Source organism: Cytobacillus sp. FSL M8-0252, assembly GCF_038007345.1.
In the GTDB taxonomy this organism is placed as follows: Bacteria; Bacillota; Bacilli; order Bacillales; family Cytobacillaceae; genus Cytobacillus; species Cytobacillus kochii.
This window is the reverse complement of sequence record NZ_JBBOWZ010000001.1, coordinates 3,555,864-3,578,690: the sequence shown is the minus strand read 5'-3', so window position 1 is coordinate 3,578,690 and position 22,827 is coordinate 3,555,864. Positions and strand designations below refer to the sequence as shown.

Sequence of the window (22,827 nt, the reverse complement as noted above, 5' to 3'; positions counted from 1 at the left end):
GAATTATAAGAATCTTTTTTTTTATATTTAAACGGTAATGTTTTGTACTTTTATTATTGTAAGCGTTTTCAATCATAATCCTGGAGGAGATATCCTTGGAAGGTAACGAGAAAAGAATAGAGACCAAATGTATTCATTCTGGTTATGATAGTCAATTATATAACGGCAGTTTAATACCACCTTTATTTCAAACAGCTACATTTACATTTTCAAGTGCAGAGGAAGGTGCTCGCAGGTTTGCCTCTGAAGAAGCAGGGTATGTCTATTCACGTTTAGGGAACCCGACTGTTGAGATCTTAGAAAAACGAATGGCAGAATTAGAAGGGGCAGAAGCGGCATTAGCATTTGGATCTGGAATGGCAGCTGTTTCATCTGTGTTAATGACATTAACGAAAGCGGGAGACCATATTTTATGCTCACAAGGAGTATATGGATGCACATATGGTCTATTGCATTTATTAGAAGAAAAGTACCAGATTTCACATCAGTTTTCTACTATGAGCTCTAGAGAAGAGTTAATGAGTTGTATTACACCAGAAACCACTTGTATTTACATTGAAACACCGATTAATCCAACGCTTGATATTGTTGATCTTGAAATGGTCGCAGCAATAGGTAAAGAAAAACAAATCCCTGTTGTAGTAGATAACACCTTTTGTTCCCCTTATTTGCAAAATCCAATTTCATTTGGATGTGATATTGTTATCCATAGTGCAACAAAGTATTTATGTGGCCATGGAGACGTCATTGCTGGCATTGTGGCAGGTAAAAAAGTGTGGATGGACGACATTGCGAGACATACAAGAAAGGATATAGGTGGTATTATATCTCCCTTTGATGCTTGGTTATTATTAAGAGGTATTAAGACATTAGCTATTCGATTAGACCGACACAGTCAACAAGCTACTATTCTTGCCGAATTTTTACGAAATCATGAAAAAATTGAGCAGGTTTATTACCCAGGTTTTGCTGATCACCCACAAGCTAAGATTATCGCAAAACAAATGAAGCAACCCGGGGGGCTTATTTCTTTTAAAATTAAAGGAGGACAAAAAGAAGCGCAGGCATTGATGAATCATCTAAGTCTAATTAAAGTGGCTGTGAGTTTAGGTGATGCAGAAACTTTAATTCAACATCCGGCAACGATGACACATGCTGTCGTTCCTAAAGAAGAGAGAGAAAAAATGGGGATTGGAGATAATTTATTACGGCTTTCAGTGGGATTAGAAGCAATCGAAGATATTAAAGCAGATCTCTCTGAAGCGTTAAATCAATTCAAATAACATCATCTAATCAAAATGCGAACAAATGTATATATCCTTATTTGTTCGCATTTCTTGAAATTATAAGAACTTCACTAATTCTTTTACAAATGCTTCTAGCATCTTTTCATCTATTTCATCAAAGCGGTCTTTTTCAGGAGAATCAATATCTAAGACACCTAATAATGTTCCATCTTTTACGATAGGAATGACAATTTCCGATTGAGAAGCCGCATCACATGCGATATGGCCAGGAAAAGCATGGACATCTGCAATTCTTTGCGTCTCTTGTCTAGAAGCAGCAGTGCCGCAAACACCTCTACCAACTGGGATTCTTACACATGCGGGCAATCCTTGAAATGGTCCGAGAACAAGTTCTCCGTCTTCCATTAAATAAAAGCCAACCCAATTTGTACGGTCTAAAAATTGATTTAATAAGGCAGAAGCATTACTTAAGTTGGCGATTGTATTTTTTTCACCTTCTAATAATGCAGCAAGTTGCTTAATTACTAGTTGATAATTTTCTTCTTTATTTCCTTGATAATTTTCGACGTTAAACATCATACATCACCATGCTTTCTTTAAGTATTTAAGGTATTATGCCATAAAATAGGTTAAAAGGGGAGACTTTGTCGACAATTAATAAAAGGAAAATCTCTTTTATGCAAGAATAGATTTATTATAACAAGAACAGAGGATATTTGAACAAAAATCTTGTTATAGGGAGGCGAAAGAGCGCATGAAAGAAAATGCTAAAGTGGCAATAATTGATGCAGCTATCTATCTCTTCAACCATAAAGGGTTTAATGGAACATCTGTCAGGGATATCGCCAGTAAAGCAAAAACAAATGTTGCTAATATATCCTATTATTTTGGTAATAAAAATGGTTTGTTAGAGCAATGTTTAACGGAATATTATGAAGCATATATTCAAGAAATTGAGAAAGGGTTTAATCTCTTAGACCGAGGACCGACACATTCCCTAAAGGCCGTTGCTGAAAATATCCTTTATTTCCAATTTGAAAATGTGCAATTAACGAGACTGATTATTAGAGAAATGTCGATCGATTCGCAAATGGTCCGAGAAATTATGTCCACTTATTTAACAAAGGAAAAGTATTATCTAAATAGAATCTTTGAACAAGGATTCAAGACGAAAGAATTCTACTTAAACACGACGGCGTATTTAATCCTACAATGGAAGAGTCTGCTTACTATGCCGTTTCTTAATAGTCATTACTTAACAGAAGTGCTTTACCTTGTTCCCCATGAAAGTTATTTTGTGGAGAAGTATGTACGTGAGACTCATGCTTGGATTGATCATTTTGTTTGTAGAAAAGAGCCAAAAGAGCAGCAGGTGACATTGCTAAATGTTTTGTAACTGGGAATTTAACTTACTCCAACCGTATCCCACAAGTTTTGCTTGATGAGCGTCGGAGCCGTATACAAGTGGAATGCCCATACTCATTGCTTTTTGTGCGACTGATGCAGGAGGATAACTTTCAAGACATAGCGGCTTAATGAGCCCAGCGGCATTATAGTCCAGTTCGTAGTGCTTGTCTTTAACAGCATTCAAAATATCACTAAGTTCCTTTTCAAATTCCTGTTCAACGGGAAATTTTTTTTGGAATTTTTTAACTAAAGTAATATGTCCAATTCTCGTTGGTTTATACTGACCAAGGTCGCTTAAGATGGACTTTTGAACTGTACGAAAATAATGTTGATATACGGCATCGATAGACCCGTATTCATTAATCATATCTTGGAAGACATCAGGGCTATAATCTAAACAATGATAACCATTTTCCCCTTTTAGGAAATGAACAGACAAGATGGCGTCATCGATACTTGGGCCGATTTTATTCAAAAATGCCGTTATTTCGTCTTCATACCCTTCAATATAATCCACTTCTAGTCCGATATGGATATTGAGTTCCTTTTTATATTGTTGTTTTAACTGCTCAACTTCGTCTAAATAATTGGCAATATCACTATTTTTCATAGCACTATCTTTGGCTGGCGCCGGGTCAATAAAATCAATAGGTAAAGGGGCATGCTCAGTAAAAGTGATATCAGTAAAGCCTTGCTCTATCGCTCTATTAATATAATGTTTCATATGATCCTTTGTTCCATGAGGGCAATAAGGCGTATGAATATGACCATCTTTTTTCACGTGAAAGCTCCTTTTTATAGCGAAATAATTGTTATTTCGTGCGATATATGAGATAAATAAAAATAATCATTTATACGTGCAGATTTAACTTTATTCAGTTATTTTTACGGGGAAATAGAAGTTTTTCTGGTCAATTTAAGATGTAAAAAGATTGATTATACGAATTTTGTCCAATTATTTCAATAAAATCTTAAAATAATAGTCAAAAAATGTCGTTTACATGGTATCATAAAAGCATTGAAATGAACAAGAAAATGATTAATTTAAGTATATATATTTGGTTCGGTAACAGAACAGGGGGCTTTACAGATGGGATATGTAATTGGTGTACTCATAGTTTTCATATGCATTTATTTTACAGGGTATTTTTTTAAGAAGAAATACTTCAAGGAAGTGGATCGACTAGAGACATGGAAGCTTGAAATTATAGATCGCCCTGTTTTGGATGAATTATCGAAGGTGAAGGCACTAAATATGACAGGTCAAACAGAAAAATTATTTGAAAAATGGCGTAGTGCTTGGGACGAAATCGTCACATCACAGCTTCCTGAGGTTGAAACGACATTATTTGATGCGGAAGAATACATAGATAAATATCGGTTCAATAAAGCAAAGGAAAGCTTAAATAAAATTGAAGCGGAATTGAACCTAGTAGAGGAACAAATCGACCAGATTTTAATAGAGCTAAAAGAGTTAGTAGGAAGTGAAGAAAAGAACCGCCTCGAAATGGAAGCGTTAAAAGATACATACCGCAATTATAAAAAGCGATTACTAACACAACGTCATGCCTATGGCAAGCCGGGGGAACAACTCGAAAATAGGCTAGGTGAAATGCATAATGAATTCGAGTTATATACTCAAAAAACAAATGAAGGAAACTATCTTGAGGCACGAGAATTAGTTCTTGCTTTAAATCAAAAGATGGAAGAAATGAATGATCATATAGATCAAATTCCTGTATTACTAGTTGAAGTCAATAATAAATTGCCTAATCAGTTAGCAGAATTAAAGGATGGGTTTGAGGAGATGAAAGAGCAAGGGTACCTACTCGAACACCTCCAAGTAGAAAAGAATATAACTGAAATCGAAGAAGAAGTTAAAAAAATAATTGAGTTAGTTGAAGAGATAAACGTGAAAGCTGCTTCTGAACTCCAAGATGAAATTAAGGAACGAATTGATAGTTTATATGAACAGCTAGAAAAGGAAGTTATGGCGAAACACTTCGTTTCTAAAGAAGAAAGCAAGGCGAAAGATCTCTTGATTGATAGTAGTGAAAGACATATGGATTTAATAGAAGAAATGCGAGTTATTTCCGATACATATCATGTACCAGACACGGAAAGTGATACACAGGACAGACTTCAGAAGCTACTCACTAATGCCATCAAAAGATATGAAGTATTGGAAGATAAAATCAAGGAACAAAAAGTCCCCCATACAGTTTTAAAAGAAGAATTGACAACTGTAAAAGAAGAATTAGATATGATAAATGAGGAACAAACTCGTTTTAGTGAAAAATTAGAAGCATTACGTAAAGACGAAATGGTAGCTAGGGAAAAAATTAATGATTTAAAAAAGCAGGTTAGTGACGTAGCTCGCTTAGTATCAAAAAGTAATATTCCGGGTTTACCAGAAGAATATAAATTTGTAATGAAAGAAGCAAACGATCAGATTAAAGAGGTCATCTTACGACTCGAAGAAAAGCCACTAAATATTGCTTCTGTTAACGATTATATGGAAATAGCCTTAATATCAGTAGAGAAAGCAGTTGAATACACGGAGGATATGATAGAGACATTTTCGTTAACTGAAAAGGTCATTCAATATGGTAATAGATATCGCAGTCGTCACCTAGAGTTAAAGGAAAAATTTACGAATGCCGAGCTTGCCTTTAGGAATTATGAATACAAAGCAGCACTTGAACTGGCAGCAACCGCGATTGAAGAAGTAGAACCAGGAGCGTTAGAGAAGATTAAAGATTGGATAAATGAAGAGGAAAAAAACTGATGTGGCTACATCAGTTTTTTTAGTTTGAATTCGCTTGCTATAGTTGTTTCATTCGTTTATAAGTGATTACGAACTTAATTTAGTGCACTGACTGTCTGAACAAAACTCAAAAGAAATGAATAACAATAAGAAAAAAGCGAAGGCCCCTTTTCCTTCGCTTTTCTTAGTGACTATTTCTTTTTTTTTAATCTTCTTGAGTTTGTAACTGTTCTTTCGGGTTTGTATTGAAAGCGATAATAAAACCAACAATTGCACCAATGATAGCAGGTACAAGCCATCCAATACCTACACTAAATAACGGCAAGATAGAAAGTGTGTTATTTAGTCCTTCGCTCCCAAGACCAGCTGCATTTAATCCATCAATTATGCTAATGATTCCTGTTGGAATGAGTGCGCAAATATATACAATAGATGCTCCTTTAAATACATTGTTTATTAGTGTGAGAAGGATAAGCACAATAGCTAATGGATAAAGGAATGTTAGCACTGGTACTGAGAAATTAATTAATTGTGTCAAGCCGACGTTTGCAATGGCCATACTAAAAATTGAGAAAATAATAACGAACTTTTTATATGAAATACTTGGTACAAGTTTATTAAAGTAAGCTGCGCAAGAGGAGATTAATCCCACAGATGTTGTTAAACAAGCGAAAATGATCGCAAATCCGAGAATATAACCACCTGCAGAACCAAATAAAAATTGTGCGGCTACTGATAATAACGCACCGCCATTTGGTTGTACACCTAATGTATTTGGAGATGTAGAACCAATATAAGCAAGTGATACATAAATAATGGCTAGACCAGCTGCGGCAATAAGTCCAGCGGCAATACAAATCTTTGTAATTGAAGCTTTTTTCGTAACACCAAAGCCTTTGATTGAACTGATCACGATAATACCAAATACAAGAGCGGCAATCGTATCCATTGTCAAGTACCCTTCAATAAACCCTTTAAAGAAGGCACTGTCTACATAAGCGCCTGTTGGAGCTTGAGGGTCTCCTATTGGTGAAATAATCGCTTTTATTACAATTACAGCTAGAATAATTAATAGTAGTGGCGTTAGAATGTTACCGATTACATCTACAAGCTTACCTGGATTCATAGCTAATAAAGTCGTAAGCACGAAGAAAACAATTGAGAATATTAAAAGTGGCCAAATTGAATTGGCAGCGTTTTCAGATAAAAACGGCAATACTCCAATCTCATAAGAAACTGTTCCTGTACGAGGAATGGCAAATAGTGGACCAATGACTAAATACATTGCCACAGTAAAAATTAATCCATACAATGGATGAACTCGATTTGCCATTGTCTGTACATCACCAGATTTTGCAATGGCAATAACAGCAATGAGTGGTAGTCCAACACCAGTAATTAGGAAACCAATAATTGCTACCCATACAGAAGTACCAGCTTCTTGTCCCAAAAATGGTGGAAATATCATATTCCCTGCTCCGAAGAATAGAGCAAAGAGCATTAAACCTATTGAAAAGATTTGTTTGAACGAAAGTGTGTTATTATTCATACAATTTACCCCCTAAGTCGCTCGTCAATAGTCACTATAAAATTTTCAACAGAAACTATAGTACCATGGTTTTGACGAAATGTGTCGAATTATAAAAATGTTGTAATTTTGGGTATATTAAAATAACGGTGGCAAACTTTGAAAGGAATAGATTTTCGGAGTTTTTTTAAACCAATTATTTTCATTATAAATTAAAAACCCAAAATTATAAAGCAAAACCTGTATTAATACACAAATTTTTTTTCGGTTGTGTATCGTAATAATTTGTTTTTACAAAATAGTGAAATTACATTTCGTCTTTATACAAATAACATTTCTATCTAAGCGAAAATTATGCTATGATTAAAAATTGCATAAGTGTTCTTCAAGGAGGAGCCGTAATGATTTATCTAGATAATAGTGCAACAACTCAACCATATAAAGAAGTAATTGATGCGTTTGTAAAAGTTTCTTCTACCTTTTTTGGTAATCCATCATCCCTCCATGGAGTTGGTGAGAAAGCTGAAAAACTATTGCAACAAGCGAGGAGACAGATAGCACAATTGCTTAAAGTAAAAGAAAAAGAATTGCTGTTTACTTCAGGTGGTACGGAAGGTAATAATATGGCAATTAAAGGAATTGCTAAACAATATCAGCATCGTGGCAATCATTTAATTACAACAACCATTGAACACCCTTCTGTAATTGAGACAATGAAGCAGTTAGAAAAAGAAGGATTTGAAGTGACTTATCTACCTGTAGATGGGGATGGGAGAATTTCTCTAGATGATTTACAAGTAGCTATAAAGGAAGAAACGATTCTTGTCTCTGTTATGCATGTCAATAATGAAATAGGGACCATTCAACCAATTAAAGCTATTGGAACTTTATTAAAAGAATATCCTAAGGTTTTCTTTCATGTCGATGCTGTTCAATCAGTAGGCAAAGTCCCACTGGAGTTATATGAATTTGGTATTGATGCATGTACAATGTCAAGCCATAAATTTCATGGCCTAAAGGGTTCGGGTATTTTATATTTACGACAAGGAGTAACCCTAATGCCCCTCCTTGCAGGTGGTAACCAAGAAAGTGAATTAAGGAGCGGCACAGAAAATACTGGTGGAATTGTCGCGATGGCTAAAGCGTTGAGGATGACTAATGATTATTTCAACTCTAGCTCTAAACTTTCTCATTTAATGAATGAAATTAGAATAGCATTGAGTGAAATAGAAGATGTCATTATCCATACGCCAATAAAGGCGACAGCCCCACATATTCTTAATTTCTCTGTTAAAGGCTTTAAGTCAGAGGTTTTTGTTCATGCCTTGGAAGAGAATGATATTTATATTTCTACCACGAGTGCGTGTTCATCTAAACATGCTCAAGCGAGTAGTACATTACTTGCTATGGGTGTAAAAGAAGAAATTGCCTTGAGTGCTGTTAGAGTGAGTTTAAGTTATCATACAACGGCTGATGAGGTAGAAAAGTTTATTCATGAAGTGAAACACACTATATTTCAACTGAGAAAGGTAATGAAAGCGTAATGAAATACGATAGAATATTAATTCGTTATGGAGAAATTTCAACTAAAGGAAGAAATCGTAAAAATTTTATAGATAAATTAAGAAAAAGCGTAAAGAGAGTACTACATGATTTTCCTGAAATCAAGGTCGAGGGGCAAAGAGATCGCATGTTTGTTCTGCTTAATGACCAACCACATGAAGAGATTATTGAGAGATTAAAGGGTGTCTTTGGTATCCAGTCTTTTAGTCCGGTTTTGAAGGTTGAAAAAGATTTAGATACAATGAAGGAAAAGGCATTACAATTAATTCAAAAGGTTTATCAAGAAGGCGATACGTTTAAAATCACTGCGAAAAGAGCAGATAAAAGTTTTGCATTAGATACGTTTGGTATTAACCAAGCATTTGGTGCACATATACTAACAAATATGCCTTCTATCTCAGTTGATGTGAAAAAACCAAGTATAAACTTAGTTATTGAAATGAGAAAAGAAGCAAGTTATATTTCATGTGAGAATATTAAAGGAGCTGTTGGCTTACCAGCTGGTTCAAGTGGGAAAGGTATGCTCATGTTATCTGGTGGGATTGATAGCCCTGTTGCAGGGTATTTATCCATGAAAAGAGGAATTGAAGTCGAGGCTGTTCATTTTTATAGCCCTCCATTTACAAGTGAAAGATCAAAACAAAAAGTCATTGATCTAGCGGAAAAGCTCTCTCGAATTAATGGTGGCGTGGCGCTTCATATTGTTCCTTTTACTGAAATACAACAGCTGATACAAAAACAAATTCCTGATAACTATACAATGACAACGACAAGAAGGTTAATGCTTAGAATAACAGACGCGCTACGAGAAAAATATCAAGGATTATCCATTATTACTGGTGAGAGTCTTGGGCAAGTTGCCAGTCAGACGATGGAAAGTATGTATGCTATTAATGAGGTGGTTAGCACACCCATTTTAAGACCTCTGATTATGATGGATAAAGCGGATATAATCGACATAGCTCAAACTATTGATACGCATGATATTTCTATTCGTCCATTTGAGGATTGTTGTACCGTATTTGTACCTTCATCACCTAAAACGAAGCCGAAGCTTGAAAAAGTTCAACACTTTGAAAGCTATACAGACTTCGAGCCGTATATTCAAAAAGCAGTTGAAAATACCGAAAAACTTGTTATTATGCCGAATTCAAACATAGAAAAAGAGATGGAAGATCTTTTTTAAACGACCTTTATTACAAAAAGATTACAAAAAGAAATTTAAATGAAACAATTACCAAATATTTATTGCATAGTGCCATGTGATTCTACACATTCTATACTCACAAGGAGGTGAAATCACATGGCAAACAACAGCTCAAATAACCTTGTAGTACCTGGTGTACAACAAGCTCTTGATCAAATGAAATACGAAATCGCAACTGAATTTGGTGTAAACCTTGGTGGAGAAACTACTTCTCGTGCTAACGGTTCAGTTGGTGGAGAAATCACTAAACGTTTAGTTCAAATGGCTGAACAACAATTAGGTGGTTACCAAAAATAATTTAATATGATGGCTACAAAAGGGCGGAGTACTCACTTCGCCCTTTTTTATATTTAAAAAACTTCAAATTGACGTATTTTGTTTAAAAGTTTTTGAATGGCAGGCGTCATTGATCTGTCTTTCAAATAAGCAAGGTAAACAGTTCTATTAAGAAAAATAGAAGTGATTGGCAAGCCAATAATATGAGGTGTAGGATTATAATCTAAATAGCTTTTAGGCAAAATAGTCACGCCTAAACCTTCTTCAACCATTTTACAAGCAGTTTCTAAGCGCTCGATTTCATATTCAATTTTTGGATAAAGCTGTTCCTTCATAAAAGCTTGCAGCACATCTCCTCTCGTTTGGAAACCCTCACGACTAATAATAAATGCCTGATTAGCAATATCGGTGAGCTCTACAGAATTTTTACGAGCAAGTGGGTGTGTTTCGTAAACTGCTAACATAAAAGGCTCATGATAAAGCGGGTGTGAAGTTATTAATTGATTATGCATAGGCTGATTGGTAATCGTAAAATGAACATCCCCTTCTAATATGGAAGAAATAACTTCTTTTTGGCCAAGTACTTCATTAAATTGAAAGTGTATATCAGGATAGGTATTTTTAAATTCCTTTATGACTTTGAATAGCCAAAACTTGGCAGATTCAATAATGCCAATATTAATATGACCGTCACCTGTTTCGGCCATTTCTGCAACTTCTAGTTGAAAATGTTCGAATTGTCTTACTATATGTAGAGCTCTTTGATAAAAAACCTTTCCGATATCTGTCAAATAAATGCTTCTTGTATCTCGTTTAAATAGCGCCATCTTTAAATCATTTTCCAATTTTATAATGGCATTACTTAATGATGGCTGTGATATATGTAAAATTTGTGCTGCCTTAGAAAAACTCTGCTCATCAGCTACTGTAATAAAATACTTTAATTTCCTTATTTCCATTTTTTCACCTGCTTATAGTTAAAAGCTATAGATATATATATATTTGGTATTGGTCATTATAGCATAACTCTTTATATACTTTTTTTATACGAAACGTTTCTAAATGTATCTACACAGAAAGTTCAGAAATTTAATAAAAATGAGGGAGTTCGCAATGTACAGTCAAGGAAGGAAAGATCAATGGATAGGCAGAATTGACTCTTTAGAAGATCGAAAGAGTTTTAGATACCATCAGGTTATTAAAACGGAAAATCTTCTCACACCGAGTGATAAAACGCAAATATCTAGCTATGGACTTATCGGATTCGAATGTGAAGAAGGAGTAAGAAGAAACAACGGTAGACTAGGAGCGAAAGAGGGACCAAATGCTATAAAACAAGCAGTTGCTAAATTACCTTTTCCATATGATGTTGATACCAATATTTATGATTTTGGTAATGTGGTTTGTGATAGTCAGCAGTTGGAAGAAGCACAAGTAGAATTAGGGGATTTTGTTCGCTTAATTCTCGATAAAAAATCTACACCTATCATATTAGGTGGTGGTCATGAGACACTTTACGGTCATTATTTAGGTGTTAGGAAGTCGATAGGTAAACAAAAGAAATTAGGTATCATTAATATTGACGCACATTTTGATTTACGATCATATGATGAAGCGCCGTCATCGGGTACGATGTTTAAACAAATATTAGATCAAGACGAAAATGCAAATTATTTATGCCTTGGTATACAAAAACAAGGAAATACTGCTTCTCTTTTCGAGACTGCCTCCAAACTAGGTGTAACCTATATTCTAGAAGAAACCATTCATGCGGAAGGTTTAAAAGAAACAAAACAAGTAATAAATAATTTTATTAAAGAATGTGATGTGTGCCTGTTAACTCTGTGCATGGATGCAGTTAATTCTGCCTACGCACCAGGTGTAAGTGCACCATCTCCATTTGGCTTAACTCCATTTGAGGTAAGGGAAATTGTTCGATTGGTTACAAATAATGATAAGACGGTTTCGTTTGATATATCCGAAGTTAATCCTTCATTAGACAGAGATGGACAAACAGCAGCAGTTGCAGCTCAATTGGTGAGTGAAGCAATCAGCGCATTTCACAGGAGGACAAAGAGATGAACATCACTTTAGATTCAATTTCAACATTGTTTCTTGCTGTCGCCCTTTTGTTAATCGGTAGCGTATTAATAAAAAAGGTGACATGGTTAAATCGTTATTGTATACCTGCACCAGTAGTGGGCGGATTATTATTTGCTCTACTTATTTTAATTTTAAAACAAACAGGGCTAATGAACATTGAATTAGATACATCACTACAAAGCATTTTTATGCTTACCTTTTTTACGACGGTTGGTTTAGGGGCTAGTTTTAAATTAGTGAAGCTAGGTGGCAAGCTACTTATCTTCTACTGGATTGCCTGTGGCGTACTTGCCTTGTGTCAGAGTGCAATTGGTATTTCTCTAGCAACCGCTCTTGGTCTGGAACCGTTACTAGGTGTCATGATGGGGGCTGTTTCTATGGAAGGTGGACATGGTGCTGCAACGGCATTTGGCGGAACCATTGAGGAATTAGGAATAGAGTCTGCACTATCCACTGGATTAGCTGCTGCTACGTTTGGTTTAATAGCTGGTGGTTTAGTTGGGGGGCCGACAGTTAAGTATTTAATCAATAAATACAAATTAACACCTAAACAATCAAGTGATTCAGCCAGTGAAATTGCTCCAACATTAGAAGAGGAAAAAGATCATTCACCAACTTCTACTAATCATTTTATGGTACAAGTTCTCATTATTACTTTTTGTATGACGGTTGGATCATTATTAGGAGAGTTATTCTCCAATGCAACAGGTTTTGTATTACCAAGCTATGTTGGAGCAATGTTTGTTGCTGTAATCGTAAGAAATATTGTCGATAAAGTAAATGGACGCATCATTGATATGAAATCAATCAATTTCATTGGTGATATTACATTAGGTATATTCCTCTCAATGGCGCTGATGAGCATTAAACTATGGGAAATTGCTGATCTTGCTCTTCCGATGCTATTCATTGTATTTATTCAAGTGGTCTTTATCGTATTGTTCTCTATCTTTGTTCTATTTAAGCTATTTGGAAAAGATTACGATGCTGCTGTAATGGTCGGTGGTTTTACGGGTCACGGTCTTGGGGCAACACCCAACGCGATGGCGAATATGTCTGCCATTACTGAGAAATATGGACCATCCCCAAAAGCGTTTTTAATTGTACCAATTGTAGGGGCTTTTCTCATAGATGTCTTTGCTATGCCGATTATCATAACGAGCATCAATTTATTATCTTAAACAAACATACTGTACGAAGAATCCGAGCAATTATTCCATTCAGGGGATGAGAATATAGCTCGGTTTTTTTTTGATAAATTTAATTTGGACTCAGATATTGGTAATTAAGAGAATTTAAAGTGAAAAAGAAAAGATAGTGTTAAGGGGGATATTTACCCATATTTCAGAGAGGGGAAGTTGGTGTTTATCAACTAACTATTGAGATAGAGAAAGATAAATTATTTAAATAATTTAAATAATTTAGTATAATTATTAGTGACATCTTGAATTCCGCATAGATCTTGAGAAAAAGGAGAGATTTTTGGATGAAACGAGAGGATTTATTAGCACCCGAGGTTTATAACTTAGTCTCAGAGGTTGAGCACTATGCGCAAAATAGTGATAAACTGGCGATTCAATGGGAAGATGAGCAGGGTGAGAAAAAGGAAATTACATATAAGCAATTAATGAACAAAGCGAACAGAATTGGAAACGTTTTCGTGGATAAAGGCTTAGAAAAAGGCGATGTTGTTCTAGTAATCATTCCTCGTCTTGTAGAAGCTTACCAAACATACTTAGCTGCGCTTAAAGCAGGAATGGTTGTCATCCCTAGCTCAGAAATGTTAAAAACTAAAGACTTAAAATATCGTATTAACCATGGTGATGTCAAAGCAATTATTAGTTATGCACCTTATGTATCTGAATTCAACGAGATAAAAGAAGCGGAAAATCTGCCAAAATTCATTATTGGAGGAAATGCGCAAGGGTGGATTTCTTTAGATGAAGAAATGGAAAGAGCGAATGAGTCGTTTAAAATAGTAGAAACGAAGAAAGACGATATGGCTTTTCTTTCCTATACTTCGGGAACAACTGGCAACCCAAAGGGTGTCGTTCATACCCATGGGTGGGCATTTGCTCATTTAAGAACTGCAGCTACACATTGGCTTGGTATTGAGGAAGGGGATACTGTATGGGCAACTGCAGGTCCAGGTTGGCAAAAATGGATATGGAGCCCATTTCTTTCCGTATTAGGATCAGGCGCAACAGGCTTTGTTTATAACGGAAAATTTGAACCGGAAAAATATTTACAGCTCTTGCAGGATTATGAAGTGAATGTGCTTTGCTGTACACCGACAGAATATCGTTTAATGGCAAAAGTAGATCGTATTGGTCAATATAATTTATCAAAGCTTCATAGTGCTGTTTCAGCAGGAGAACCTTTGAACCGAGAAGTCATTGATATTTTTGAAAAACATTTCGGGCTTGAAGTAAGAGACGGATATGGACAGACGGAAAATACATTGCTTGTAGGTGTCACGAAAGGTATGGGGTTAAGACCAGGTTCAATGGGTAAACCAACACCAGGGAACAGAGTAGAGATCATTAATGAAGACGGCAGGCCATGTTCAGTAGGTGAAGTAGGGGATATCGCTGTCCATGTTGATACGCCAGCACTATTTAAAAATTATTATAAAGACCCTGAAAGAACGGCCATGCAATTCCGTGGAGATTATTATATAACAGGGGATAAAGCCAAGATGGATAAAGATGGTTATTTTTGGTTTGAAGGACGCGGTGATGATATTATCATTAGCTCTGGTTATACTATTGGACCATTTGAAGTTGAAGATGCCCTCGTGAAGCATCCATCCGTCAAAGAGTGTGCAGTTGTAGGTAGTCCAGATGAAGTAAGAGGTTTGATAGTTAAAGCCTTTATCGTTTTAAAAGACGACGTCGATGAAAATGATGCTAATCTAATTCCAAGTTTACAACATCATGTAAAAGAGCTCACGGCTCCTTATAAATATCCACGAAAAATTGAATTTGTCAGCGATTTACCAAAAACAACTTCAGGAAAAATTATGAGAAGAGAGTTACGAAAACAAGAGGCTTCAAAAACGACCGCAAACTAAATATAAAGAGACAGAAGAAAATAAAAATCTTCTGTCTTTTTTATATTGAGTGATATAGAAGAATGTGCTTTTTTTGTTATACTGAAGAAAAATAATAAAAGGAGTCAAATGGAATGGGAACACTTTGGTTTGGCGGAAAAGTGTATACAATGCAAGCAGTAAATGATTATGTTGAAGCTGTTTTTACAAGAGAAGGGCGAATTATTGCAACAGGGAATGAAGCTGAGTTGAGACATCTCTATCAGCATGAGTTGACAAAATTAGTGGATTTAAAAGGTAGTGTAATGCTCCCAGGCTTTGTTGATAGTCATATGCACTTAATTGGTCATGGGGAAAAACTTATTCGCCTTGATTTATCGCAATTCACGTCAAAAGAAGCGAGCTTACAAGCTCTAAAAGAATATAGTAAAGATGCCAACCCTGGGGAGTGGATTATTGGAGAGGGTTGGAATGAGAATCTCTGGGATGAAGCAGAACCTATCGTTGCTAGTGATATAGACAAATGGGTAAATGATCACCCTGTTATGCTTAAACGAGTATGTAGGCATGCAATTAGTGTGAACACAATGGCAATGGCGCTTGCAGGCATTTCAAAAACGACAGTCTGTCCCTCAGGTGGTGTAATTGAAAAAGATGAGGGTGGACAACCGAATGGGTTATTAAAGGATCAAGCACAAGAGCTGATTACAACTGTCATACCGTCAGTAACTGATGCTTATATGCTGAAGGCTATGAAAGCCGCTATTCGTGATGCACACCGATTAGGTCTTACAGGGGGACATACAGAAGACCTGAATTATTACGGTGGATTTGAACAGACCTATCAAACTTTTAATAAGGTGATAAAAGAGGGCAATCTTCCGTTTAGAGCGCACTTACTCGTTCATCACGAGGTGGTCGATGAACAGCAAGCGAAGGCGGTTTCTCCACATCCATTTATTGAATTTGGTGCGATGAAAATATTTGCAGATGGAGCACTTGGCGGAAGAACTGCTTTATTAAGTCACCCATATGCAGATGATAAGGAAACAAGTGGAGTAGCAATATTTACACAAGAGGAGTTAAATAACTTAGTAGAGAAAGCTCGTTCGTATTCTATGCCTGTTGCCATACATGCGATTGGCGATCAAGCATTCGAAATGGCCTTAACTGCAATAGAGGCACATCCACAACATACTAAAGATAGAGATCGAATCATCCATGCGCAAATATTAACGGAAGAGCTGATTGAGCGAGCGAAAAAACAACCATTAGTTCTTGATATTCAACCGAGTTTTGTTTCATCTGACTTTCCTTGGGTAATTGATCGAATAGGAGAAGAGTATATGAAATGGTGCTATGCTTGGCGTACTCTTATAGAAGAGGGTGTAATATGTGCAGGTGGATCGGATGCACCTATTGAACCACTAAGCCCTCTGCTAGGTATACATGCAGCAGTTACCAGAACAAATGTGAATGATCCGAATGAAACCGTTTATGATATCAACCAAACACTTTCATCTTATGAGGCGGTATGGTTATACACGAGAGGAAGTGCTTATGCATGTAGTCATGAGCATGAACGTGGGATGATTGTAGAGGGGTTTGTAGCGGATTTTACGATTTTAAAAGAAGATATCTTTAACATTCCTGTGCAAGAAATTCCCAACATCTCTATAGAAATGACTGTGGTGGCAGAGGGAATTGTTTATACAAAAAGTTGAAAAACTATTGTCTATTCCATTCTTTTAGGCGTATAATACATTTTATTTCGATAATAGAAAGAATTGAGGATGGGAAATGGCGCAAGATGTTAAGCAAGGTGTAATTTATGCAGGTTTGTCGTATGTGTTATGGGGAATACTGCCGATTTATTGGAAGTTGATAGGTGGGGTTAGTGCTTTAGAAACACTTGCTAACCGGGTCATTTGGAGCTTTGTTTTCATGCTGATTCTATTGCTATTATTAGGTAAGTTGCGTGCTTTTATGATTGTTGTAAAAGGACTATGGCAAACAAAGAAGCAGTTGTACGGATTAATTATAGCTTCTCTATTAGTAAGTGCGAATTGGTTTATCTTTATATGGGCTGTAAATAATGGACAAATTATTGAAACAAGTATGGGATACTATATTAATCCGTTGATTAGTGTACTACTAGGGATGGTCGTATTCAAAGAGCGGTTATCTGTTTCTCAATATGTTTCTTTTGCCCTAGCAGCCATTGGTGTGATTATCTTAACAGTTTCGTATGGTTCATTTCCTTGGATTTCCTTTTTACTTGCTTTAACCTTCGCACTGTATGGGTTAGCGAAAAAAATGGTAAAAGTAGATGCAGCCATTGGTCTTACACTTGAAACGATGGTCATTACACCCATTGCTTTACTATATATGGGTAGTTTGTTTGTGCAGCAACGACAGATGCTGTTTAATGAAAATGTAGGTTTAGATTTATTGTTAATAGGTGCTGGAGTAGCAACAGCCGTACCATTACTCCTTTTTGCTAACGGGGTCCAAAGAATACCCCTTTCAATGGTAGGGTTTTTACAATACATTGCGCCAACAATCATGCTTATTTTAGGTGTGTTTGTATATGGTGAATATTTCTCCAAAGCACATTTCTTATCCTTTTTGTTTATATGGATTTCGCTGACTATCTATTCTTTATCCCGTACAAAGTGGGTTTTATTATGGGAAAGTAAAATAGCCAGAGGAAAACAAATAGGAATGTGAAGATTCGGCTGATATCACCTTTGTCTAATATCTTTTCCTTAGATATCGGCAATTTTCTTAAATAAAGGTCACTTAAGTTGGTGGATGCAAACTTAACTATTGTGTATACCATTTTGAATAAAGCCGTTGAAATTTTAAGATTATAAAATTTCAACGGCTTTTCATTTCGATATTACCATTCGATTCAAACACTTATTACATAGCGTTTATTTGTTGTCCTGACAATTCTTATAAAAAGGTTCTCTTCACTTTTTCCCAAAAGGAGTTGTTTTTTAGCTTAACGGTTTTTATACTGTGTGGACTTAAGGTGATTTTTATTTCATCTACATGCTGGATACTTAACGCTTCATTATCCATCCCCATGATAGGGTGATCATTTCCCTCGTGTGTAATCTTTAATGTTAAGGTTCTTTGCTCTCCTAAAATAAATGAAGAACCTAGTGTGCGATATTTATTATTATTTAAAGAGGCAAGCTCGCTTACTTGTAGACAAGGTAGCATGGGGTCTACAATTGCACCGTTGACAGATTTATTATAAGCGGTACTACCAGTAGGAGTGGAAACAATCATTCCATCTCCACGGAATGTTTCAAATAATTGACCATCAATATAGATTTCCATCACTAATGTTTTGATAATACTAGAACGGATGGAGAATTCATTTAAACACTGAAATGAGGTTTCACCATCAACTGTAACTTGGATTGTGGGATATTTACGGACTTCTATATTTTCGTTTTGTGCTGCTTCTAGCATTTTCGAAGGCTCATTTAATTGGAAGTCACAGTAAATACCTAATGGCCCATGTGTCGAAATTCCAGCGTATAGACAATCATCACGGAATCCCGTTTTTCTTACTGCTTGTAAGAAAGCCCCATCTTCTCCAATACTAACAATAATGGTCGCTTCTCTCGGATCTGTTACTATAGTGAATCCATGATGGGTTGCTTGTTGTTTTAAATTTTCAACAATTACAAGTGTTTCGGCGTCTTGTTTATGGTAGAAATATAAAAGTCGTTGATGCATGAAAAAACCTCCTTTAATGTTTCATAAAAAATGTGTTGGAAAGATAGAATGAATAAAGGTGCTTATGATTTGAAGAAGTGACATTTTTTGCTATCATAAGAAGAGATAACCTACTCTTCTCCATTCTTATTCTATGGGAAGATGATGTATAATTCAAAGGAGGAATGATGGAATGACAGCAAAGAGATGGGCTGCTTTGGGAATTGCTGCTGTTTTATTTGTTTTTTCGGTAGGAATTAATTTCATGTCTAACTTGGCGTCAACGAATTTTGAAGATACCTTTTCAAACTTGATGGCCACAGGCGAAGATTCTTTTACTGAAGAAATGATCGAAACAGGAGACTCTTTAAATAAAATTGCTGTATTAAATTTAAATGGGACGATTCAGGATACGGGTGAGAGTGGCTCATTATTAGCAACTTCTACATATAACCACAATCGTTTTATGAAATTATTAAACCATGTGAAAGATGATTCCACTGTTAAAGGTGTTGTAATAAAAGTGAATACACCAGGTGGGGGCGTTGTTGAGAGTGCGCAAATTCACGATAAAATTGTTGAAATTCAAGAAGAGGCGAATAAACCTGTGTATATTTCTATGGGTTCTATGGCTGCGTCTGGTGGGTATTATATTTCAGCTCCGGCGGAAAAAATCTTCGCTAGTGCAGATACAATGACAGGATCATTAGGTGTCATCATGCAAGGGGTGAATATTACTGAGCTTGCAGATAAGATAGGCATTGAATTTAATACAATTAAAAGTGGCGAATTTAAAGATATTATGAGTCAAACGAGAGAAATGACTAAAGAAGAACAAAATATTTTACAAGATATGATAGATAATGCTTATCAAGGATTCGTAGAAGTGATTGCTTCTGGGCGAGAGATGTCAGAAAATCAAGTCCGTGAACTAGCAGATGGTCGTATCTATGATGGTCGCCAAGCATTAGATAATCAATTGATTGACGGGTTAGGCTATGCAGAAGATGTTATTAATGAGATGAAAAACGATGTGGGCTTAGAAGACGCTGCTGTTATTCAATATAGCGATAATGTTGGTTTTGGCTCATTTCTTAGTGTAGCAGCAAATAAAGTTGCTGGGAATGATCTGCAAATGGAAGGTGTAATGAAGCTTCTTACACAGCCGAATTCCCCACGCCTAATGTATTTATATGCTGAATAGAAAGGAGGCGCTTTAGGATGCATAATCAAGACGAACCAAAAAATAAGGAATTGTTCCAACAAGAAGGTTCTGAAGAAGCGGTGCTTTCCGAACAACCTGGGCAATTGATAACAATGACTGAAGAATATCGGTTAGCGGGGTTTTGGATGAGGTTTTGGGCGTATTTATTAGATTGGATCATTATTGGTAGCATTAATGGTATCCTTATTTACCCTGTTTTTAGAGCGTTAGATGTTTCTTTAAATAACTCATCTTACTTTTCTGCTGTCGCCATTGCAACCGCGTTGACCTTCTATTTGTATTTTGTTCTTATGACGAAATACCTCGGGCAAACTTTAGGAAAAATGGTATTCGGTTTAAGAGTCATTCAAATAGACGGAGGCAAGCTTTCCTGGGGAACGATTCTTTTTAGAGAGTGGATTGGTCGCTTCATTTCAGGTACAGTGATGATGCTTCCTTACCTTGTCGTTGCCTTTCATCCAAAAAAGAAGGGCATACATGACCTGTTTGCTGATACAACAGTTGTCCATGAGAGATAATTGAATAGCTAGGCATATAAAAGTCATTCCTTTAAGGGATGGCTTTTTTGTTATGTGAAATAATCAGTGTATGAGATTGATGCAGAATCATATTTTCTTATCCAAGCTTAAAAGTTAAGGAATGCTATTTTGAAAAATTTTATATGATACCCCATATTAATTGGTTTTAAAGTTTAACAAAAGGTAAAAATGACCATACTAATTGCTTGAAAGGCAGGGGTGCTTATATGTTTTGGTTCATCATAATTGCTGGTCTTATTCTTTTATTTTTACTTCTTATTTTAGTTATATTATTTTCAAAACTCTCCATTACTGTTCACTTTTATCATTATGATAAACAAAGTCACCTCAGTATAAAGTTAAAATTTTGGAAATGGCTTAAGTATACAATTGATATACCTTTGATGGAAGTTGACCCGCAAAATGCTGAAATTAAAATAAAGGAAGAAAAAACAGCATCAGGAGGAGAGACGAAAGAGGACTCGAAGAATATAACTGCAGAAGATTTGTTAAATAGTTTTAAGGATATGGATGAGCTCTTAAAGCATGTTGTTTCTCTGTATCATATTATTCGTCATTTCATGAGTAAGGTCATTGTTCGTCAGCTGCGTTGGCATACAGTTATTGGTGTAGGTAATGCAGCGGTAACGGGTGTCTTAACTGGTGGGTTTTGGTCTGTGAAAGGAAGTATAATTGGTGTGTTAAGCCATTATATGAAATTAAAGACAAGACCGGATATTGCTATTTCTCCACAGTTTCAATTTGCGGTTGCCCAAACCTCTTTTATATGTATGATTCAATTTCGTATCGGGCATGCTATGCTTGCAGGATTTAAACTGATTAAATTTTGGAAAGGTGGCAAAGCTCATTTTAAGACGAGTCAGCTTTCTGTTTTATCAGGTGATAAACCTAAAACATACTAGATGAGAAGGGGCGATTGAGAATGTCTGATCATCCAATACAAGGCTTGATGACAACTGCAATGGAAAACCTGAAAGAAATGGTAGATGTAAATACGATAATTGGTGACCCAGTAGAAACACCCGATGGCAGTGTGATTATTACAGTTTCAAAAGTGGGCTTTGGTTTTGCTGCTGGAGGCTCGGAGTTTATGATGGATGCAAGCAAAAAAGATAGCAATAATGGTGAATCCAAGGGTCATCCTTTTGGTGGAGGTAGCGGTGGAGGTGTTTCTATCACACCAATCGCATTTCTTATCGTTAACTCTCATGAAGTAAAAATGGTTCACTTAGATGAGAGCACTCATCTATATGAAAAGATCTTAGATTTAGCACCTCAAGCAGTAGATAAAATCCAACATTTATTTAATAAAAAGGACCATAAAGAAGAATCATCTAATGAGAAAGAGCATCATGAGAAAAATAATCTAGACTTTTAAACAAATATGTTTCTCAATTAAAAATCTGAACAATATTCAAATTCGACTGTAGGAGGTTTGAATCGTTCGGATTTTTCTTTGTGCCTGTCTTTTTTTTCATTGGATTCATTTCAATTGCAAAAAAGATTCTGAAAAGCTATCATTTAAACGTACATACTTATAAATAAAGGAGGAAGTAATGATGGCATCAGTTACATTTAAAGGGAATCCTGTTACACTGCTAGGAAGTGAAGTGAAAGTTGGGGATCAGGCGCCTCAGTTCTCTGTCTTAGCCAATGATTTATCTGAAGTTACTCTAGCTAATACAAAAGGGAAGATCCGTTTAATTAGTGTGGTTCCTTCAGTTGATACAGGCGTTTGTGATGCACAAACAAGAAAGTTTAATGAAGAAGCATCTGGACTAGATAATGTAGAGGTATTAACCGTTAGTGTGGACCTTCCATTTGCTCAAAAACGCTGGTGTGCTGCTTCCGGATTAGAAAATGTGCAAACTCTTTCAGATCATAGAGATTTATCTTTTGGTGAAGCGTATGGTGTTGTAATGCAAGAGCTTCGTTTGTTAGCTCGTTCGGTATTTGTTGTAGATTCTAATGACCAAGTGGTTTATGTAGAATATGTTGGAGAAGGAACAGATCATCCAAACTATGAAGCGGCAATTGAAGCAGCAAAATCAGCAAAGTAAGTAGGATAAATAATAAGCACGAGCAGTTTCTGAATCATTTTCAGAAGTCGCTTGTGCTTTTTAGTACAATCCTTCTCTCACCAATTCGTTGTCCTATCAGTTGTCTCTTTGCACCTCT

The 22,827-nt window shown here is 35.9% G+C and carries 21 protein-coding genes; 16 read left to right on the top strand and 5 right to left on the bottom strand.

The features are described 5' to 3' along the window. Positions 1-95 precede the first annotated feature (95 nt). Positions 96-1,283 carry a methionine gamma-lyase gene (gene megL / locus MKX83_RS17960; RefSeq protein WP_095372262.1) on the top strand — a complete coding sequence of 396 codons (1,188 nt, stop codon included), beginning with the start codon at positions 96-98 and terminating at the stop codon, positions 1,281-1,283. A 60-nt stretch (positions 1,284-1,343) separates the two neighbouring features. Here megL and MKX83_RS17955 read toward each other — a convergent pair whose 3' ends face one another. After that, positions 1,344-1,823 (bottom strand): GAF domain-containing protein, encoded by a 480-nt coding sequence (locus MKX83_RS17955; RefSeq protein WP_095372263.1) that lies wholly within the window; start codon positions 1,821-1,823, stop codon positions 1,344-1,346. 178 nt (positions 1,824-2,001) lie between these two features. On the opposite strand from MKX83_RS17955, the gene refZ reads away from it, so the two are divergent. After that, complete coding sequence (gene refZ / locus MKX83_RS17950; protein ID WP_095372264.1) at positions 2,002-2,643, top strand: forespore capture DNA-binding protein RefZ; 642 nt, start codon at positions 2,002-2,004, stop codon at positions 2,641-2,643. Here the strand turns inward: refZ and hisJ are convergent. Then, on the bottom strand, positions 2,629-3,435 hold the full coding sequence (hisJ, locus tag MKX83_RS17945; protein WP_322910344.1) for a histidinol-phosphatase HisJ: 807 nt from the start codon (positions 3,433-3,435) through the stop codon (positions 2,629-2,631). The two genes, refZ and hisJ, sit on opposite strands and share 15 nt — an antisense overlap. Before the next feature lie 309 nt (positions 3,436-3,744). Here hisJ and ezrA point away from each other — a divergent pair, with 309 nt between their 5' ends. Then, the gene (gene ezrA / locus MKX83_RS17940; protein WP_340975923.1) at positions 3,745-5,442 is read left to right on the top strand and encodes a septation ring formation regulator EzrA; all 1,698 of its coding nucleotides are present in this window, start codon (positions 3,745-3,747) and stop codon (positions 5,440-5,442) included. Between the two features lie 184 nt (positions 5,443-5,626). Here the strand turns inward: ezrA and brnQ are convergent, their stop codons facing one another. Further along, entirely contained in the window at positions 5,627-6,970 is a 1,344-nt protein-coding gene (brnQ, locus tag MKX83_RS17935; RefSeq protein ID WP_095372267.1) for a branched-chain amino acid transport system II carrier protein, read from the bottom strand. A 380-nt stretch (positions 6,971-7,350) separates the two neighbouring features. Here brnQ and MKX83_RS17930 point away from each other — a divergent pair, with 380 nt between their 5' ends. From MKX83_RS17930 to MKX83_RS17920, 3 genes are all read left to right on the top strand, one after another. Next, positions 7,351-8,493: a cysteine desulfurase family protein gene (locus MKX83_RS17930; protein WP_307316820.1), complete on the top strand. Its 1,143-nt coding sequence runs from the start codon at positions 7,351-7,353 to the stop codon at positions 8,491-8,493. Further along, positions 8,493-9,698, top strand: coding sequence for a tRNA uracil 4-sulfurtransferase ThiI (gene thiI, locus MKX83_RS17925; RefSeq protein WP_340975920.1), 1,206 nt, complete (start codon positions 8,493-8,495; stop codon positions 9,696-9,698). The genes MKX83_RS17930 and thiI overlap by 1 nt, the downstream gene beginning before the upstream one ends. A gap of 117 nt (positions 9,699-9,815) precedes the next feature. Further along, on the top strand, positions 9,816-10,016 hold the full coding sequence (locus MKX83_RS17920; protein ID WP_066191274.1) for an alpha/beta-type small acid-soluble spore protein: 201 nt from the start codon (positions 9,816-9,818) through the stop codon (positions 10,014-10,016). Positions 10,017-10,069: 53 nt separating this feature from the next. Here MKX83_RS17920 and MKX83_RS17915 read toward each other — a convergent pair whose 3' ends face one another. Continuing rightward, the gene (locus MKX83_RS17915; protein WP_307316827.1) at positions 10,070-10,954 is read right to left on the bottom strand and encodes a LysR family transcriptional regulator; all 885 of its coding nucleotides are present in this window, start codon (positions 10,952-10,954) and stop codon (positions 10,070-10,072) included. 154 nt (positions 10,955-11,108) lie between these two features. On the opposite strand from MKX83_RS17915, the gene hutG reads away from it, so the two are divergent. The 5 genes from hutG (at position 11,109) to rarD (ending at position 17,880) form a co-directional block, all read left to right on the top strand. Continuing rightward, positions 11,109-12,077, top strand: coding sequence for a formimidoylglutamase (hutG, locus tag MKX83_RS17910; RefSeq protein ID WP_340975917.1), 969 nt, complete (start codon positions 11,109-11,111; stop codon positions 12,075-12,077). Then, positions 12,074-13,279, top strand: a complete 1,206-nt coding sequence (gene gltS / locus MKX83_RS17905; RefSeq protein WP_095372272.1) for a sodium/glutamate symporter — start codon at positions 12,074-12,076, stop codon at positions 13,277-13,279. Before hutG ends, gltS begins: the two co-directional genes overlap by 4 nt. Positions 13,280-13,584: 305 nt before the next feature. Continuing rightward, a complete protein-coding gene (gene mbcS / locus MKX83_RS17900; protein WP_322910342.1) occupies positions 13,585-15,171 on the top strand; it encodes an acyl-CoA synthetase MbcS in 1,587 nt (528 codons plus the stop codon). Positions 15,172-15,284: 113 nt separating this feature from the next. Beyond that, on the top strand, positions 15,285-16,874 hold the full coding sequence (locus MKX83_RS17895; RefSeq protein ID WP_341056820.1) for an amidohydrolase: 1,590 nt from the start codon (positions 15,285-15,287) through the stop codon (positions 16,872-16,874). Between the two features lie 76 nt (positions 16,875-16,950). Further along, positions 16,951-17,880 carry an EamA family transporter RarD gene (rarD, locus tag MKX83_RS17890; protein WP_095372275.1) on the top strand — a complete coding sequence of 310 codons (930 nt, stop codon included), beginning with the start codon at positions 16,951-16,953 and terminating at the stop codon, positions 17,878-17,880. A 228-nt stretch (positions 17,881-18,108) separates the two neighbouring features. Here the strand turns inward: rarD and MKX83_RS17885 are convergent, their stop codons facing one another. Next, a complete protein-coding gene (locus MKX83_RS17885; protein WP_095372276.1) occupies positions 18,109-18,906 on the bottom strand; it encodes an NAD kinase in 798 nt (265 codons plus the stop codon). A gap of 172 nt (positions 18,907-19,078) precedes the next feature. Between MKX83_RS17885 and sppA the strand changes: the two genes are divergently transcribed. The 5 genes from sppA (at position 19,079) to tpx (ending at position 22,709) form a co-directional block, all read left to right on the top strand. Then, positions 19,079-20,089, top strand: coding sequence for a signal peptide peptidase SppA (sppA, locus tag MKX83_RS17880; RefSeq protein WP_307316836.1), 1,011 nt, complete (start codon positions 19,079-19,081; stop codon positions 20,087-20,089). A gap of 17 nt (positions 20,090-20,106) precedes the next feature. After that, positions 20,107-20,628 (top strand): RDD family protein, encoded by a 522-nt coding sequence (locus MKX83_RS17875; protein WP_095372277.1) that lies wholly within the window; start codon positions 20,107-20,109, stop codon positions 20,626-20,628. Positions 20,629-20,855: 227 nt separating this feature from the next. Beyond that, positions 20,856-21,551, top strand: a complete 696-nt coding sequence (locus tag MKX83_RS17870; RefSeq protein WP_341056814.1) for a DUF2953 domain-containing protein — start codon at positions 20,856-20,858, stop codon at positions 21,549-21,551. A gap of 20 nt (positions 21,552-21,571) precedes the next feature. Beyond that, a complete protein-coding gene (gene ytfJ, locus MKX83_RS17865; RefSeq protein WP_095372279.1) occupies positions 21,572-22,027 on the top strand; it encodes a GerW family sporulation protein in 456 nt (151 codons plus the stop codon). A 181-nt stretch (positions 22,028-22,208) separates the two neighbouring features. Further along, the gene (tpx, locus tag MKX83_RS17860) at positions 22,209-22,709 is read left to right on the top strand and encodes a thiol peroxidase (protein WP_095372280.1); all 501 of its coding nucleotides are present in this window, start codon (positions 22,209-22,211) and stop codon (positions 22,707-22,709) included. Positions 22,710-22,827 lie beyond the last annotated feature (118 nt).